General features: G+C 70.9%; 11 protein-coding genes and 1 pseudogene. 7 read left to right on the plus strand and 5 right to left on the minus strand.

The window, feature by feature from the left end:
- Positions 1–132 precede the first annotated feature (132 nt).
- Both V7E45_RS11920 and V7E45_RS11925 read left to right on the plus strand, forming a co-directional pair.
- Positions 133–867, plus strand: coding sequence for an IclR family transcriptional regulator (locus V7E45_RS11920; protein WP_333774121.1), 735 nt, complete (start codon positions 133–135; stop codon positions 865–867).
- Between the two features lie 98 nt (positions 868–965).
- Positions 966–1,403, plus strand: coding sequence for an SsgA family sporulation/cell division regulator (locus V7E45_RS11925; protein ID WP_333774089.1), 438 nt, complete (start codon positions 966–968; stop codon positions 1,401–1,403).
- A gap of 109 nt (positions 1,404–1,512) precedes the next feature.
- On the opposite strand, the gene V7E45_RS11930 is transcribed toward V7E45_RS11925, so the two are convergent.
- Positions 1,513–3,102 carry a YibE/F family protein gene (locus tag V7E45_RS11930; protein WP_333774090.1) on the minus strand — a complete coding sequence of 530 codons (1,590 nt, stop codon included), beginning with the start codon at positions 3,100–3,102 and terminating at the stop codon, positions 1,513–1,515.
- Positions 3,103–3,338: 236 nt separating this feature from the next.
- On the opposite strand from V7E45_RS11930, the gene thiC reads away from it, so the two are divergent.
- On the plus strand, positions 3,339–5,123 hold the full coding sequence (gene thiC, locus V7E45_RS11935) for a phosphomethylpyrimidine synthase ThiC (protein WP_333774091.1): 1,785 nt from the start codon (positions 3,339–3,341) through the stop codon (positions 5,121–5,123).
- A 113-nt stretch (positions 5,124–5,236) separates the two neighbouring features.
- On the opposite strand, the gene V7E45_RS11940 is transcribed toward thiC, so the two are convergent.
- From V7E45_RS11940 to V7E45_RS11950, 3 genes are all read right to left on the minus strand, one after another.
- Positions 5,237–6,100, minus strand: coding sequence for a hypothetical protein (locus tag V7E45_RS11940; protein ID WP_333774092.1), 864 nt, complete (start codon positions 6,098–6,100; stop codon positions 5,237–5,239).
- 182 nt (positions 6,101–6,282) lie between these two features.
- Positions 6,283–7,362 (minus strand): metallophosphoesterase, encoded by a 1,080-nt coding sequence (locus V7E45_RS11945; protein ID WP_333774093.1) that lies wholly within the window; start codon positions 7,360–7,362, stop codon positions 6,283–6,285.
- A gap of 296 nt (positions 7,363–7,658) precedes the next feature.
- The gene (locus tag V7E45_RS11950; RefSeq protein ID WP_333774094.1) at positions 7,659–8,771 is read right to left on the minus strand and encodes a LacI family DNA-binding transcriptional regulator; all 1,113 of its coding nucleotides are present in this window, start codon (positions 8,769–8,771) and stop codon (positions 7,659–7,661) included.
- Positions 8,772–9,199: 428 nt separating this feature from the next.
- On the opposite strand from V7E45_RS11950, the gene hisC reads away from it, so the two are divergent.
- Positions 9,200–10,279 (plus strand): histidinol-phosphate transaminase, encoded by a 1,080-nt coding sequence (hisC, locus tag V7E45_RS11955; RefSeq protein ID WP_333774095.1) that lies wholly within the window; start codon positions 9,200–9,202, stop codon positions 10,277–10,279.
- Positions 10,280–10,338: 59 nt separating this feature from the next.
- Here the strand turns inward: hisC and V7E45_RS11960 are convergent.
- Positions 10,339–10,713: pseudogene (locus V7E45_RS11960) on the minus strand (cyclophilin-like fold protein).
- A 168-nt stretch (positions 10,714–10,881) separates the two neighbouring features.
- Between V7E45_RS11960 and V7E45_RS11965 the strand changes: the two are divergent.
- The 3 genes from V7E45_RS11965 to cydD are packed head-to-tail and all read left to right on the plus strand — an operon-like array spanning position 10,882 to position 17,084.
- Positions 10,882–12,390 carry a cytochrome ubiquinol oxidase subunit I gene (locus tag V7E45_RS11965; protein ID WP_333774096.1) on the plus strand — a complete coding sequence of 503 codons (1,509 nt, stop codon included), beginning with the start codon at positions 10,882–10,884 and terminating at the stop codon, positions 12,388–12,390.
- Positions 12,391–12,405: 15 nt separating this feature from the next.
- Positions 12,406–13,425, plus strand: coding sequence for a cytochrome d ubiquinol oxidase subunit II (cydB, locus tag V7E45_RS11970; RefSeq protein WP_333774097.1), 1,020 nt, complete (start codon positions 12,406–12,408; stop codon positions 13,423–13,425).
- A 59-nt stretch (positions 13,426–13,484) separates the two neighbouring features.
- A complete protein-coding gene (gene cydD / locus V7E45_RS11975; protein ID WP_333774098.1) occupies positions 13,485–17,084 on the plus strand; it encodes a thiol reductant ABC exporter subunit CydD in 3,600 nt (1,199 codons plus the stop codon).
- Positions 17,085–17,124 lie beyond the last annotated feature (40 nt).

Below are 17,124 nucleotides of genomic sequence, written 5' to 3' on the forward strand. Positions count from 1 at the left end.
GCCCCGTCCCGCTCCTGCGCTCCCCCGGTGCAGCGGCCCCCCGGCGCGGCCGTCCCGGGACAACCGCGCGCCGCGACCGTCGCCCCGTCACACCCCGCCGACGGCCCCGGGCACTCGTCCGCCGCGACCCTCATCGGATCCGTCCAGCGCGCGATGCGCCTGCTGGAGACCGTCGCGGACCACGAGTACGGCGCCCCCGCCAAACAGCTCGCCCGCGAGACCGGCCTCGCTCTGCCCACGACCTATCACCTGCTGCGCACCCTCGTGCACGAGGGCTATCTGCGCCGGGAGAAGGGGCTGTTCTTCCTCGGTGACGCGGCCGAGCGGCTCGGCAGCAGCGGAGCGAAGGAGAAACGTCGCAGCACGGTGGCGGACACCCTCGCGCACTGGCGGGATTCGATCGGTGTGCCGATGTACTACGCGATGTACCGGGACGGCGAGATCGAGGTCATGTGCGTCTCCGGCTCGCGCGAGGCGCCGGCGGTCGAGGAGTGGGCCGACTTCCGCGAGACCGGGCACGCCCACGCGATCGGCCAGTGCCTGCTCTCCCAACTGGACGAGGACGCCCGCCGGGACCACCTGGCCCGCTACCCGGTGCGGTCGCTGACGCCCTACACGGTGCGTGACAACCACGCCCTGATGCGCCGGCTGGCCAGGATGCCGCGGATGGGGCCGGTGGTGGAGCGCCAGGAGTACGCGCTCGGCACGGTCTGCGCGGCGATCCCGATCACGGTCGGCGCCACGGCGGCCACGATGGCCCTCTCCCTCCCCGCCCGTCAGGCGGAGCGGCTGCTGCCCGCCGCCCGCCTGCTGCAGGGCGAGATCGGGCGACATCTGGGGGCCCTTACCCTCTCTATCAGTATCTGAAAACTCACTCCTTGTGATCTCCCGAGTACTTTCAGCAAGATTTGACCACGGTCGAGGGATCAATCCCGGCCAGTCGATGTCATATGACGGGGTAGGCGATGCGCGAATCCGTACAGGCAGAAGTCATGATGAGCTTTCTCGTGTCCGAGGAGCTCTCCTTCCGCATTCCGGTGGAGTTGCGCTACGAGACCTGTGATCCCTATGCCGTGCGGCTCACCTTCCACCTCCCCGGTGATGCCCCCGTGACCTGGGCCTTCGGCCGGGAGCTGCTGATCGACGGGGTGGGGCGGCCGTGCGGGGAGGGCGATGTGCACATCGCTCCCGCCGATTCCGAGGTGCTGGGAGAGGTGCTGATCCGGCTTCAGGTCGGCTGTGACCACGCCCTGTTCCGCTCCTCGACGCCGCCGCTCGTGGCCTTCCTCGACCGTACGGACAAGCTCGTCCCGCTCGGCCAGGAGGGTGCGCTGGCGGACTTCGACGCCCACCTCGACGAGGCGCTGGACCGGATCCTGGCCGAGGAGCAGAGCGCGGGCTGAAACGCCACGGCGGAGCGGGGCGCGGCGGTGTCCGCCGAGCCGCGTCCGGGCCTGTGCGGGACCGCCAGACACTGCGCAGGAACGCTTCTTCAGGGGGCGCCCCCGCTGCTCACCGCTTCCGGCGGTGGCCCTTGCCGGTGCGCACGGGAGCTGTGTCCGTCCCCGGGGCCGCCTTCGCCGGTCCCGGCCGGTCGGCCGACACCACGACGGCGGCCAGGACCGTGGTGAGCGGGACGGACGCGACCAGGCCGATCGAACCGACCAGCGTGCGCACGATCTCCTCGGCCACCAGCTCACTGTTGGCCACCGTGCCCACGCTGCTCCGCGCGATCGAGAACAGCAGCAGCAAGGGGAGCGCGGCACCGGCGTAGGCGAGGACCAGGGTGTTGACCACCGAGGCGATGTGGTCCCGGCCGATCCGGATGCCCGCCCGGTACAGCCCGCGCCAGCCCATCGCCGGATTGGCCTCGTGCAGCTCCCAGACCGCCGAGGTCTGGGTCACCGTCACGTCGTCCAGGACGCCCAGCGATCCGATGATGACGCCGGCCAGCAGCAGACCGCTCATGTCGATCGACGGGTACAGGCCGTGGATCAGGCCGGTGCTGTCGTCCGTGTTGCCGGTGAGCGCGGCCCAGTCGATGAACTCCGAGCCGAGGAAACCGATCAGCAGGAGGGAGACGAGCGTGCCGAGCACCGCGACCGACGTACGGGCCGACAGCCCATGGCACATGTAGAGCGCGATGAGCATGATCGCGCTCGACCCGACGACGGCCACCAGCAGTGGGTTCGATCCCTGGAGGATCGCCGGCAGGATGAACAGGGTGAGCACCAGAAAGCTCACGGCGAGCGCGACCAGCGCCATGACGCCCCGCAGGCGGCCCACCACCACGACGGCGAGCGCGAAGATCCCCGCGAGCAGGGCCATCGGGAACTTCCGGCTCACGTCGGTCACGGAGTACTGCAGTTCCCTGGGCGCCGAGGGCTCGTAGGCGACCACGACCTTCTCGCCCAGGTGCAACTGCCGTGTCTGGTCGGGCTGCACGACCTCGGTGAACGTACGGCCCTTGTCCTTGCCGGTGTCGACCCTGACCGTGGCCTTCTTGCAGGTGCCCTTCGCCCCCTGCGGAGCCGTGCCGCCCGTGGTCCCGGCGGTGCCGCCGGCCGGGGCGCCGCCGCCGGAGGCGTTCACCGAACTGCAGCTGACCTCCACCACCCGGGCGACGGTGGCCTGCTGCGTCTGGCGGTCGAAGCCGACACCGGTGCGCTCGTGCGACGGGGCTCCCCCGGGCCACAGCACCACCAGGCCGACCACGACGGCCGCGGTGAACGGGATCAGGACGGCCGCGATGACCTTGCGCAGGTGCTTCGAGACGGGGGCGGCCGGCCCATGGTTGTGACTGTGACCGTGGCTGTGGCCTTGGCTCTGGCCGTGTGTACGGCCGTGACCGGGTGCCGGACCATGGCCGTGCGCCGGGTCATGCCCGGGGTCATGCCCGGAGTCACGGCCATGGCCTGGAACGGGGCCTGGGGCGGGGTGTGCGGGCCTCTGGTGGTGAACGGCGCCCCGGTCGTCGGGGCGGGCCCGCACCGACCCACCACGCGTTCCGTGGCCGTCATGGCCGTGTCCGTCGTCCTGTCCGGAGCCGCCTTCGTGCGGTGGCTCGGGCGGCGGATAGGGGTACTGGTCCATGGTGGTCACCGCCCGATCATCGCAAGAACGACAGAGGCCCTCTGTTCACCGCGCCCGAGTTGACGCTAGCGTGGAGGCACCTTTGCACACGCGGGAGCTCGGAGCACCGGGCTGAGAGGGCGCTGACCTCCGTATCAGCGATGTTTCACGTGGAACGTGTTTCACGGGAAGCATCGGCAGACGGAAGCCGCTGCGTCGACCGCCGAACCTGTTACCGGGTAATGCCGGCGTAGGGAGTAGGTCTCATGACCAACAAGGACGCACGCACGCCTGCCTCCGTTCAGGACGACACGTCCCAGGAGGCCGGGAAGTCCATCGGCTGGCACAAGGCGTATGTCGAGGGCACCCGCTCCGACCTGCGCGTGCCGGTCCGTCAGGTGCATCTCACCAACGGGCGGTCGGTCACGTTGTACGACACGTCGGGCCCGTACACCGATCCACTCGTCGAGACCGATGTCCGCAGGGGGCTGTCCCCCCTGCGGGAGAACTGGATCATCGCCCGCGGCGACACCGAGGAGTACGCGGGCCGTCCCGTCCGGCCCGAGGACGACGGCATCAAGCACACCGCACCGCGCGGCGGACTGCGCAACCTCGACGCGGTCTTCCCCGGCCGCCCGCGCCAGCCCCGCCGGGGCCGTGAGGGCCAGGCGGTCACGCAGCTCGCGTACGCACGCCGGGGCGAGATCACGCCGGAGATGGAGTTCGTGGCGCTCCGGGAGAACGTCGATCCCGAAGTGGTCCGTGAGGAGATCGCGGCGGGACGCGCGGTGCTGCCGGCCAACGTCAACCACCCGGAGATCGAGCCGATGATCATCGGCAAGCGGTTCCTGGTGAAGGTCAACGCCAACATCGGCAACTCCGCGGTCACTTCCTCCATCGAGGAGGAGGTCGAGAAGATGACCTGGGCGACCCGCTGGGGCGCCGACACCGTCATGGACCTCTCCACCGGCCGCAACATCCACACCACCCGCGAGTGGGTGCTGCGCAACTCCCCCGTCCCCATCGGCACGGTGCCGCTCTACCAGGCGCTGGAGAAGGTCGACGGCAAGGCCGAGGAACTGACCTGGGAGATCTACAAGGACACGGTCATCGAGCAGGCCGAGCAGGGCGTGGACTACATGACCGTCCACGCGGGTGTCCGCCTGCCGTACGTGCCGCTCACCGCCCGCCGCAAGACCGGCATCGTCTCGCGCGGCGGCTCCATCATGGCCGCGTGGTGCCTGGCGCACCACAAGGAATCGTTCCTGTACGAGAACTTCGAGGAGCTCTGCGAGATCCTCGCCGCCTACGACGTCACGTACTCGCTGGGCGACGGTCTCCGGCCGGGCTCGATCGCCGACGCCAACGACGAGGCGCAGTTCGCGGAGTTGCGCACCCTCGGGGAACTCAACCGGATCGCCAAGCGTTTTCACGTACAGACCATGATCGAGGGCCCGGGACACGTCCCGATGCACAAGATCAAGGAGAACATCGACCTTCAGCAGGAGATCTGCGATGAAGCTCCGTTCTATACGCTCGGCCCGCTGACCACGGACATCGCGCCGGCGTACGACCACATCACCTCCGGCATCGGCGCCGCGATGATCGCCTGGTGGGGCACCGCGATGCTCTGCTACGTGACGCCCAAGGAGCACCTGGGCCTGCCCAACCGCGACGACGTCAAGACCGGCGTCATAACCTACAAGATCGCCGCACACGCGGCCGATCTCGCCAAGGGCCACCCCGGTGCGCAGGAGTGGGACGACGCGCTGTCCGACGCCCGCTTCGAGTTCCGCTGGGAGGACCAGTTCAATCTCGCGCTGGACCCGGACACGGCACGGGAGTTCCACGACGAGACGTTGCCGGCCGAGCCCGCCAAGACGGCCCACTTCTGCTCGATGTGCGGGCCGAAGTTCTGCAGCATGAAGATCTCGCAGGACATCCGCCGTGAACACGGCGGCAGTCAGGCGGAGATCGAGGAGGGCATGGCCCAGAAGTCGAAGGAGTTCGCGGCCGCGGGCAACCGGGTGTACCTGCCGCTGGCGGACTGACACGCCCCGGAGGCGGGCTTTGCTCCCGGGCCTTCCCGGGACGCTGCGCCACCTCGGTCGGCACGGGGGAACCCGTTCGGCCCGCGCCCCTGGGAGGGGGCGCGAGCCGCGGGCTATTCCGGCTGGTGGTCCGGGCCGCCGAAGTCGGGGCTCGTGTAGTCGGGACTGGTGAAACTCGGACGGCCGGAGGCTGCGCCGTCGTCGGGGCTGCTGAAGCCGGGCCGGTCGTAGCCCAGGCGGGGCATGCGGCCGGCCGGGGGCTGGGGAGCGGTGCGGTGCAGGGTGGTCGGGCCGGGCTGGGCGAGGGCGTCCCGCAGGAACGGCAGGATGCCGCGCTCCAGCAGCGCCTCGTGCCAGGCGTCTCTGGCCCTGGCCACTTCCTCGCCCACCGCGCTGTGCGCCCCGGCCTCGTCGGAGGCGTTGTTGCGCAGGGCGGTGAGCAGCAGTCCGACCGCGGCGACGAGGATCGCGGCCGCGGCCATGGCGCCGAACGTCCAGCCGGCGGTGAGCATGGTCTGGGCGAAGCCCTGGCCCGGGTCCAGCATCTTCACGATGTAGCCGACGAGCAGGAAGATCACCGCGGCGGTGGCGGCGAGGACGGGTGCCAGCACCGCGATCACGGCGACGGCACCTGCTCCGGTCGTCTCGGCTGCCTCGCCGAGGCCGGCGGCGAGGCCGAGCGCGTCCGGACCCGGGCCGGCGGAGACCGAGGCGCGGTCGGTGGAAGCGGTGGACGGCGCCGGCCGGCGCAGTTCCTCCCGGGCCTTCACGTAGTGCTGGTACTCGGTCGCCGCGGCCGCCGCTATCAGCGCGGTGGCGTTGAGCGCCATGGTGCGCAGTTGTTCGGGGTTGAGCCGCTGTCCGACAGCGGCGAGTTCCGGTCGGTGTGGGGCCGAGCGCAGCGCCTCATCGAGGATCCGCTCGAATTCCTGGCGGTCCTCGCTCAGCAGGTGCTGCGGAACGCTGTTCATGTGCATCCCCCGATGCTCCGTAGGGGCTGGGGGCTCGCACGCCGGCGAGCCGTCGGGCAGAAACGGAGGGGAGCCTGCTACGGATAAGCCGATGGTAGAGCCGTGACGGCACACGGTGACAGGGGGTTTGCGGAAAAACCATGCCCACCTGCGGGCTTGTGGTCGGGGCTCGCCTCCCGGGTGAACCCTCAGGCGTCCAGCGGCAGTTGCTGGACCAGCAGTTTCCCGGCCATGGTGACGCCGCCGTCCATGGCGATGGCGAGTCCCTCGGCGTAGACGTGCGGGCCCACGACGACGGGGTCGCCGCCCTCCTCCTCGTCGTCCTCGGAGCCCACTTCGCCGAGCAGGTACGGAATGGGGCTGTGGCCGTGGACGACCCGGCTGCCGCCGTACATGTCGAGGAGGGAGCGCACGGCGTCGGCGCCGCCCTCGTCGCGGAAGGAGAATCGCTTGGTGAACTTGCGGAAGAGGTCCCAGACCTCGTCGGCGTCGTTGCGGGTCAGGGTCTCCCGGACGGTGTCGTTGACCGCCTCGATCGAGTCGCCGTAGTCGAGGTAGGCGGTGGTGTCGGAGTGGACGAGCAGATAGCCGTCCACCTCCTCGACGGCGTCGAGGCGGGCCATCCACTGCAGGTGGTGGTCCTGGAGGCGGTCCATGTCGGTCTTCTGGCCGCCGTTGAGCAGCCAGGCCGCCTGGAAGGTCGCGGTGCCGGCGCCGGAGTTGACGGGCGTGTCGCCGAACCGCTTGGCGCCGAGCAGCAGCAGCTCGTGGTTGCCCATGAGGGCCTTGCAGTAGCCGCCGGCCGCGGCCGCCTCGGCGGACAGCCGCATCACCAGGTCGATGACGCCGATGCCGTCGGGTCCGCGGTCGGTGAAGTCGCCGAGGAACCACAGCCGGGCGGTGCCCGCGCACCACTGGCCGGCGGCGTCGATCAGGCCCTTCTCCCGCAGGGCGGCCAGCAGTTCGTCCAGGTAACCGTGGACGTCGCCGACGACGTACAGCGGGCCGGGGCCGGTCGCGGCCACCGGGGCGGGGGCCGCGGCGGCCGGTTCCACAGGCACCTGGAGGGTGTCGCCGCGGTTGATGACGGGCAGGTCGCGCTGGGTGGGCGTGTAGCCCTCGGGGTAGCTCTCGTCCACGACGGGGGCGGTGTCGCCGGGAAGCTCGTGGACGTACGGACCGGTCTCGTGGACGTACGCGGGTACCCGGAAGTCGCGCAACGTCGCCGTCCGCTCCACCTCGGGTCCCTGACCGGCCCCCTGAGTCATCCGACCCCTCCACCATCGCGCCGCAGCTGCACCGCTCCGGACTGCCTGGTCGCAGCGGCCCCGCGGTGTCGTGCGCCCATCATAGGAATGAGCGTCGCGCCGTGTGATGACCCAGGGGTGGTGAATCAGAGCGGGACTCCGGTTCACCGCGGCTTTCGCCCCGTTTGGGCAGGGGTTCGACCGGCTGCCCGGCACATGCCGGCCGTGCGGAGCGACGGCCGACACGTGGTGCGAGGGCGCACGGAGTGGCGCGCGGTGTGCGGGCCGGACGCCCCGTTCGCCCTCGGGAGACCCCGCTAGCCCTTCTCCGGAGCCCGCGGCGGGCTGACGGTCGTGCGCGGGGGACGTCGCTGGGACGAGGTACGCACGATCAGCTCCGTCGGTATCACCTGCTCGACGGTGTGGTCCGACTCGACGCCCTCGATGGCGTCGATGAGGAGCTGCACGACCGCCGTGCCGATCCGGCGCGGCTTCAGGGAGAGGGTGGTGACGGGCGGCTCGGTGTTGGCGTACACGGTGGACTCGCTGCAGCAGACCAGCAGCAGGTCCTCCGGGACGCGCAGGCCGTAGCGGCGGGCCGCGGCGAGCAGATCGGTGCCGTTGGGGTCGAACAGGCCGTAGACGGCGTCGGGCCGGTCGGGGCGGGCGAGCAGCCGGTCGGCCGCGACGGCGCCCGCGCACGGGTCGTGGGCCGGGTAGGCCTCGTAGACCGGGTCCTGGCCGACGCGCTCGCACCAGCGCAGGTAGGCGGTGGTCGACAGGTGGGTGTAGGTGTCCGTCGTCGTGCCGGTGAGCAGGCCGATCCGGCGGGCGCCCGCGGCGGCGAGGTGGTCAAGGATGCCGAGGACGGCGGCCTCGTGGTCGTTGTCGACCCAGGCGGTGACCGGCAGGGTGCCGGCCGGGCGGCCGTCGGAGACGACCGGCAGGCCCTGCCGGACCAGCTCACTGACCACGGGGTCCTGGTCGGAGGGGTCGATGACGACGGTGCCGTCCAGCGCCACGTTGGACCACACGTCGTGCCGGGAGGTCGCGGGCAGGATGACGAGGGCGTAGCCGCGGGCCAGCGCGGCGGAGGTGGCGGCCCGGGCCATCTCGGCGAAGTAGGCGAACTCCGTGAAGGTGAAAGGTTCATCCCCGTACGTCGTCACGGTCAGGCCGATCAGCCCGGACTTGCCGGTACGGAGGGTGCGGGCGGCGGCCGAGGGGCGGTACCCCAGCCGGTCGGCCACCTCGCGGACATGGCGCCGGGTGGCATCCGGGAGCCGGCCCTTGCCGTTGAGGGCGTCGGAGACGGTCGTGATGGAGACCCCGGCGGCGGCGGCGACGTCTCTGATGCCTGCCCGGCCCGGCCGACTGCCTCGACGTGAGGTTTCCGCGCGGCTCACCTGGTGCTTCCCTGCTGCTGTCATGGCGAGCCGATAGTAGGGCTCATGCGGTGGGGTAGGGCGGACGCATATGCAGGCATTGACAGGCACGTTTCTGCATGGCCATACCTGGTCAACTACCTAAGAAATAAAGGCACTTGATCGCTTTCATGCAAGGACGTGTCGTGTCGACGCGCATAGGCCTGCCAAGTGCCGGATGTCTCGAAGAGGTCTCAACTCACCTTCACGGGTGATGCGCGCTACGGCGCGAGCCACCGGCGCGTAGATATATGTAGAGCGCGCCCCCGATGCATACCGCTTCGGGTGGTGATGCCCGTGATGCCGGTGGGGCGCATGAGGTTCGCCTCTTGCTGTCCCACACCTGTTCGCAAGGGCGCCGAATCCTCATAAGGTGAGCAGTATTGGAAGCCGGCGGCGTTGACGGTCCGCCGGTGGTCGCGAGGAGGACTGCGGTGAGCGAGACGAGCCCGAAGCTGCGCGCCGAGCTGGAGGGTATCCCCACCTACAAGCCGGGCAAGCCCGCCGCGGCCGGCGGGCCGGTCGCCTACAAGCTGTCCTCCAACGAGAACCCCTATCCGCCGCTGCCCGGGGTGCTGGAGAGCGTGACGGCGGCCGCCTGCGACTTCAACCGCTACCCGGACATGGCGTGCACCGGGCTGATGAACGAGCTGTCGGACCGCTTCGGCGTCCCGCTCTCCCACCTGGCCACCGGTACCGGTTCGGTGGGCGTGGCCCAGCAGCTGATCCAGGCGACCAGCGGCCCGGGCGACGAGGTGATGTACGCCTGGAGGTCCTTCGAGGCGTACCCGATCATCACGCAGGTCAGCGGTGCCCGGTCGGTGCAGGTCCCGCTGACGCCGGGCGATGTGCACGACCTGGACGCGATGGCGGACGCCATCACCGACCGGACGCGTCTGATCTTCGTCTGCAACCCCAACAACCCGACCGGCACGGTGGTGCGTCGGGCCGAGCTGGAGCGGTTCCTCGACCGGGTGCCCAGCGATGTGCTGGTGGTGCTGGACGAGGCCTACCGGGAGTTCATCCGCGACCCCGAGGTGCCCGACGGCGTGGAGCTGTACCGGGAGCGGCCCAACGTCTGTGTCCTGCGCACGTTCTCCAAGGCGTACGGCCTCGCGGGCCTGCGGGTCGGTTTCGCGATTGCGCACGACCCGGTGGCGGCGGCGCTGCGCAAGACGGCGGTTCCGTTCGGTGTCAGCCAGCTCGCGCAGGAGGCTGCCGTCGCCTCCCTGCGGGCCGAGGACGAGCTGCTGGGCCGGGTCGGCTCGCTGGTGTGCGAGCGCACGCGCGTGGTCGACGCGCTGCGCGCGCAGGGCTGGACGGTGCCCGAGACCCAGGCCAACTTCGTGTGGCTGCGGCTGGGGGAGCGCACGGTCTCGTTCGCGGCGGCCTGTGAGGAGCACGGTGTGGTCGTGCGGCCGTTCCCGGGCGAGGGTGTACGGGTGACGGTCGGGGAGACCGAGGCGAACGACATCTTCCTGAAGGTGGCGGAAGCGTTCCGCAAGGAGATCTGAGGGGTGCCGTAAGAGGTTCCCGGATCGGTTCGAAGGAGGGCCCCGCCTGGTGCGGGGCCCTACTCGTCCACAGACTCCACACGTACGGGGTCGCCGTCGCGCACGCTCGCCAGGATCTGGGCATCCCCGTCCACCTGTCCCAGGATGTTGCACGGGCTCGCCGGCCGGCACTCGTCGCCCCGGGAGACGGGCGTGGGCCCATAGGGGAGGGCGAGAGCGTCGCCGTCCGTCCAGAACGCCACGGTGCCCGGTTCCACGACCTCTCGGGCGTCCGTTTCACGTGAAACAGTGATGCCTGTATCGAAATAGACCTCCATGCCCCAGGTGTGAGCGGTGGAGGCGAGCGGCAGTGCCTTGGCGAGGGTCTGCGCGGTCGGCGTGTCGTCCAGGGTCGCGGTGAGGTGCCCCGAGGGTCAGGAGATACGTATCTGCATGGCGTGCAATTCAACAAGATGTTGAAATCGCCGCCAAGGCCCTGACGTGATGGCGCTAGCACCACCCCGCCCTACCGGACCGAAAATCAGTAGGTCATAATGGCTTGTGAATGTGAACGCATTCACAAGCGTGGGCCCGCCACCACGGCGAGGTAAGGAGCTGACGACGTGGAATTGGCATTGGCGCCGGAGACACTGGCGCGCTGGCAGTTCGGCATCACCACCGTCTACCACTTCCTGTTCGTCCCCCTGACGATCTCCCTGGCCGCGCTCACGGCCGGGCTGCAGACCGCCTGGGTCCGCACGGAGAAGGAGAAGTACCTCAGGGCGACGAAGTTCTGGGGCAAGCTCTTCCTGATCAACATCGCCATGGGCGTGGTCACCGGCATCGTCCAGGAGTTCCAGTTCGGCATGAACTGGTCGGACTACTCGCGCTTCGTCGGTGACATCTTCGGTGCCCCGCTCGCCTTCGAGGCCCTGATCGCGTTCTTCTTCGAGTCCACCTTCATCGGCCTGTGGATCTTCGGCTGGGACAAGTTGCCGAAGAGGATCCACCTCGCTTGCATCTGGCTGGTCTCGATCGGCACCGTCCTGTCGGCGTACTTCATCCTGGCGGCCAACTCCTGGATGCAGCACCCCGTCGGCTACAAGATCGACAAGGTGAAGGGCCGCGCCGAGCTGACCGACTTCTGGGCCGTGCTGACCCAGAACACCGCGCTCAGCCAGGCCTTTCACACCCTTTCCGCGGCCTTCCTGACCGGCGGTGCCTTCATGGTGGGCATCTCGGCCTACCACCTGGCCCGCAAGCGGCACATCCGGGAGATGAAGACCTCGCTGCGGCTCGGTCTGATCACCGTCGTCATCGCGGGCCTGCTCACCGCGGTCAGCGGTGACGTGCTCGGCAAGGTGATGTTCAAGCAGCAGCCGATGAAGATGGCGGCCGCCGAGGCGCTCTGGGACGGCCAGAAGCCTGCACCGTTCTCGATCTTCGCATACGGCGACGTCGACAAGGGTCACAACAGCGTGGCCATCGAGATCCCGGGCCTGCTGTCCTTCCTCGCCGACGACAACTTCAACTCGTACGTCCCCGGGATCAACGACGTCAACAAGGCCGAGCAGCAGAAGTTCGGGCCCGGCGACTACCGGCCCAACATCCCGGTGGCCTTCTGGGGCTTCCGCTGGATGATCGGCTTCGGCATGGCCTCTTTCGGGATCGGCCTGGCCGGCCTCTGGCTGACCCGCAAGAAGTTCATGCTGCCCCAGCACCTGAGGGTCGCCGACGACGAGGTGCCGCATCTGGTCCTGTTCAGGAACAAGGCACTCGGCCCGACGTTCACCACCTGGTACTGGCGCATCGCGATCTGGACCCTGGCCTTCCCGCTGATAGCCAACTCCTGGGGCTGGATCTTCACCGAGATGGGCCGCCAGCCGTGGGCCGTCTACGGCGTGCTGCAGACCCGACAGGCGGTCTCCCCCGGCGTCTCCCAGGGTGAGGTCCTCACGTCGATGATCGTCCTGACCTCGCTGTACGCCATCCTCGCGGTCGTCGAGGTCAAGCTGCTCGCCAAGTACGCCAAGGCGGGCCCGCCCGAGCTGACCGATGCCGACCTCAATCCGCCCACGAAGATCGGCGGCGACACCCGTGACGCCGACAAGCCGATGGCCTTCTCGTACTAGGCCGAGGGGACAGTCATGGAACTTCACGACGTCTGGTTCGTCCTGATCGCCGTCCTGTGGACCGGCTACTTCTTCCTGGAGGGCTTCGACTTCGGGGTCGGCATCCTCACCAAACTGCTCGCCCGCGACCGGCCCGAGCGCCGGGTGCTGATCAACACGATCGGGCCCGTCTGGGACGGTAACGAGGTCTGGCTGCTCACCGCGGGCGGCGCCACCTTCGCCGCCTTCCCGGAGTGGTACGCCACGCTGTTCTCGGGCTTCTACCTGCCGCTGCTCGCCATCCTGGTCTGCCTGATCGTCCGGGGTGTGGCCTTCGAGTACCGGGCGAAGCGGCCCGAGGAGAACTGGCAGCGCAACTGGGAGACGGCCATCTTCTGGACATCGCTCATCCCGGCGTTCCTGTGGGGCGTGGCCTTCGGGAACATCGTGGGGGGCGTGAAGATCGACCGGAACTTCGACTACGTCGGCACCGTGGGGGACCTGTTCAACCCGTACGCCCTGCTCGGTGGCCTCGTGACGCTCACGCTGTTCACCTTCCACGGAGCGGTGTTCACGGCGCTGAAGACGGTCGGGGACATCCGGCTGCGGGCCCGGAAGCTGGCGCTGCGGGTCGGTCTCGTCACGGCGGTGCTGGCGCTCGGCTTCCTGCTGTGGACCCAGGCGGACAGCGGTGACGGCAAGAGCCTCGTGGCCCTGATCGTGGCCGTCGCCGCCCTGCTGGCCGCTCTGGTGGCCAACCAGCTGGGGCGCGAGGGCTGGTCGTTCGCCCTGTCCGGCGTGACCATCGTGGCGTCCGTGGCGATGCTCTTCCTGTCGCTCTTCCCGAACGTCATGCCCTCCACGCTCAACGGGGACTGGAGCCTGACGGTCACCAACGCCTCGTCGAGCCCGTACACCCTGAAGATCATGACCTGGTGCGCGGCGATCGCCACTCCGCTCGTGCTGCTCTACCAGGGCTGGACGTACTGGGTGTTCCGCAAGCGGATCGGCACGCAGCACATCGCTCCCGAGGCTCCCGCCGGCGCCGCACACTGAGTCCGCCGAGGGTGTGTTTCACGTGAAACACACCCTCTGGACCGAAGGGCCTGTTTCACGTGAAACCGATCGATCCCCGCCTCCTGCGATACGCCCGTGCCACCCGCCTCTTCCTGGTGGCGGTCGTCGCCCTGGGAGCCCTCGGAGCCGTACTGGTCATCGCCCAGGCGATGCTCATCGCCGAGGTGGTGGTCGGAGCCTTCCAGCACGGGCAGCCGGTCTCCGGCCTGCGTACTCCCCTGCTGTTGCTCGCGGTCGTGGCCGTGGGCCGGGCGGTCGTCGCGTGGCTCACCGAGCTCGCGGCGCACCGGGCGAGCGCGGCCGTGAAGTCGGAGCTGCGAGGACGGCTGCTGGAACGCGCCGCCCGGTTGGGCCCCGGATGGCTGAGCGGGCAGCGGACCGGCTCGCTGGTGAACCTGGCCACCCGGGGCGTCGACGCCCTGGACGACTACTTCGCCCGCTACCTGCCGCAGTTGGGACTCGCGGTGGTCGTCCCGGTGGCCGTACTGGCGCGGATCGTCACCGAGGACTGGGTCTCGGCGGCCATCATCGTGGGCACCCTGCCGCTGATCCCCGTCTTCATGATGCTGATCGGCTGGGCCACCCAGTCCCGGATGGAGCGTCAGTGGCAGTTGCTCTCCCGGCTGTCCGGCCACTTCCTCGACGTGGTCGCCGGACTGCCCACCCTGAAGGTGTTCGGCCGGGCGAAGGCGCAGGCCGAGTCCATCCGGCGGATCACCGGCGAGTACCGCCAGGCCACCATGCGGACCCTGCGGATCGCCTTCCTCTCCTCCTTCGCCCTGGAACTGCTCGCCACGCTGTCGGTCGCGCTGGTCGCCGTGACCATCGGCATGCGCCTGGTGCACGGCGACATGGACCTCTACATCGGCCTGGTCATCCTGATCCTGGCGCCCGAGGCGTATCTGCCGCTGCGCCAAGTGGGCGCGCAGTACCACGCGGCGGCCGAGGGACTGGCGGCGGCCGAGGAGATCTTCGCCGTCCTGGAGACCCCGCTCCCTGCGTCCGGCACCGGGGCGGTCCCCGGGGGCCCGGTGGCCTTCGACGGGGTGTCGGTCCGTTACCCGGGGCGGTCGGCGAATGCCGTGACCGGGGTGTCTTTCACCGTCGAGCCCGGTGAGACCGTGGCGCTGGTCGGGCCGAGCGGCGCGGGCAAGTCGACCTTGGTGAACGCGCTGCTCGGCTTCGTGCGGCCCACCGCGGGCCGGGTACGGGTCGGGGGGACCGACCTCGCGGACCTCGACCTCGACGCATGGCGTTCGCAGGTCGCGTGGGTGCCCCAGCGGCCACATCTGTACGCCGGGACGATCGCGGAGAACGTGCGGCTGGCCCGGCCGGAGGCGGATGACCCCGCCGTGCGCCGGGCCCTCGCGGACGCGGGCGCGCTGGAGTTCGTGGACGGCCTGCCCGAGGGGGCCGACACGGTGCTCGGGGAGGACGGGGCCGGGCTGTCCGCCGGTCAGCGGCAGCGGCTCGCGCTGGCCCGTGCCTTTCTCGCCGACCGGCCCGTGCTGCTGCTGGACGAGCCGACGGCGGCGCTGGACGGGGCGACGGAGGCCGAGGTCGTGGCGGCGGTGCGGCGCCTCGCGGTGGGCCGCACGGTACTGCTCGTGGTGCACCGGCCGGCCCTGCTGGACGTGGCGGACCGCGTGGTGCGGCTGCACCTCCCCGAGACCCCGGCCGCCGGCCGGACCGGCGCCACCCCGGTCACCACCGAGCCGGCCGCCACCGGGTCGACCCTCACCGAGCCGGCCGGCGTCGCACCGGGCGGCCCGCGGCCCTCCGCCGCCGTGCCCGCCCCGCACGACGGCACCGGAGCCAGCGCCCTCGAAGCGGGCGCGGTGGACGGTTCTGGCGGGCCGGAGCCGGACTCGGGCTTCGCCGCTCCCCGGCGTCGGGTCCTGGCCCGGGTCCGGGCGTCGGCCGGCCCCCGGCGCGGCCGGCTGCTCCTCGCCCTGCTGCTCGGCAGCCTGGCGCTCGGCAGCGCCGTCGGACTGATGGCCACCTCCGGATGGCTCATCTCGCGGGCCTCGCAGCAGCCGCCGGTGCTGTACCTGATGGTGCCCGTGACTGCGACGCGGGCCTTCGGGATCGGGCGCGCCGTCTTCCGGTACGCCGAGCGGCTGGTGTCGCACGAGGCCGTGCTGCGGATGCTGGCCGAGACCCGGGTCGCCGTCCACCGGCGCCTGGAGCGGCTGGCGCCCGCGGGGCTGCGGTCGGCACGCCGTGGCGATCTGCTGTCCCGGCTGGTCGCCGACGTGGACGCGCTCCAGGACTACTGGCTGCGCTGGCTGCTGCCGTCCGGTGTCGCGGTCGTCGTCTCCACCGCCTCCGTCGCCTTCACGGCGTGGCTGTTGCCCGAGGCGGGGGCCGCGCTCGCGGCGGGGCTGCTCGCGGCCGGCGTGGGGGTTCCGTTGGTCACCGCGGCCGCGGCCCGGCGCACCGAGCGGCGCCTCGCGCCCGCCCGGGGCGTGCTCGCGACCCGGGTGGCGGACCTGCTCACCGGCACCGCCGAGCTGACCGTGGCCGGCGCGCTGCCGGCCCGGACGGCCGCGGCCCGGCGGGCCGACGGCACGCTCACCCGGATCGCCTCGCGCGCCGCCGCCGTCACCGCGCTCGGTGACGGCCTGATCGCGCTGCTGTCCGGTCTGACCGTCACCGCGGCCGCGCTGCTCGCCGCCCAGGCGGTGGCCGCGGGCCGGCTCGCCGGTGTCGCGACGGCCGTGGTGGTCCTCACCCCGCCGGCCGCTTTCGAGGCGGTGCTGGGGCTGCCACTGGCCGTGCGGCACCGGCAGCGGGTGCGGCGCAGCGCGGAGCGCGTGTACGAGGTGCTGGACGCCCCGGAGCCGGTGCGTGAGCCCGAACGGCCCCGGCAGGCGCCCGCGATGCCGTTCCCGGTCGTCGTCGGCGGGCTGACCGCCCGCTACCCGGGACAGCACCGGGACGCGCTCGCGGGGGTCGACCTCACGCTGGAGGAGGGGCGCCGGATCGCCGTCGTCGGCCCTTCCGGCTCGGGCAAGACGACGCTCGCCCAGGTGCTCCTGCGGTTCCTCGACCCCGGTGCGGGCTCGTACACGCTCGCCGGGGTGGACGCGTGCGCGCTCGCCGGTGACGACGTACGGCGGCTGGTCGGGCTGTGCGCCCAGGACGCGCACCTCTTCGACAGCAGCGTGCGCGAGAACCTGCTGCTCGCCCGGAAGGACGCCGACGAGGCCGAGCTGCGCGACGCGCTGGGCCGGGCCCGGCTGCTGGAGTGGGTGGACGGGCTGCCGGACGGCCTGGACACGCTGGTCGGGGAGCACGGGGCGCGGCTGTCCGGCGGGCAGCGGCAGCGGCTCGCGCTGGCCCGCGCGTTGCTCGCCGACTTCCCGGTGCTCGTCCTGGACGAGCCCGCCGAACACCTGGACCTGCCGACGGCGGACGCGCTCACCGCGGATCTGCTGGCCGCCACCGAGGGGCGTACGACGCTGCTGATCACCCACCGGCTGGCGGGTCTGGAAGCGGTCGACGAGGTGGTCGTGCTCGACGCGGGCCGGGTGGTGCAGCGCGGTCCGTACGCGGAACTGGCCGTCGTGGACGGGCCGCTGCGGACCATGGCCCGCCGGGAGCGGGCGGCCGAGTCGCTGGTGGGGGCGCTGTGACGGCGGGCCGCCGTCACCGGCGGCCCCCGGCCCGCGCGGC

The organism is Streptomyces sp. IBSBF 3136 (genome assembly GCF_036815105.1).
Taxonomy (GTDB): Bacteria; Actinomycetota; Actinomycetes; order Streptomycetales; family Streptomycetaceae; genus Streptomyces.

Bases quoted from the DNA above. Each gene is read 5' to 3' on its own strand.
- cydB (WP_333774097.1), top strand. From the start codon at position 12,406: ATGGAACTTCACGACGTCTGGTTCGTCCTGATCGCCGTCCTGTGGACC.
- V7E45_RS11950 (WP_333774094.1), bottom strand. From the start codon at position 8,771: ATGACAGCAGCAGGGAAGCACCAGGTGAGCCGCGCGGAAACCTCACGT.
- V7E45_RS11925 (WP_333774089.1), top strand. From the start codon at position 966: ATGCGCGAATCCGTACAGGCAGAAGTCATGATGAGCTTTCTCGTGTCC.
- thiC (WP_333774091.1), top strand. From the start codon at position 3,339: ATGACCAACAAGGACGCACGCACGCCTGCCTCCGTTCAGGACGACACG.
- V7E45_RS11945 (WP_333774093.1), bottom strand. From the start codon at position 7,362: ATGACTCAGGGGGCCGGTCAGGGACCCGAGGTGGAGCGGACGGCGACG.
- V7E45_RS11940 (WP_333774092.1), bottom strand. From the start codon at position 6,100: ATGCACATGAACAGCGTTCCGCAGCACCTGCTGAGCGAGGACCGCCAG.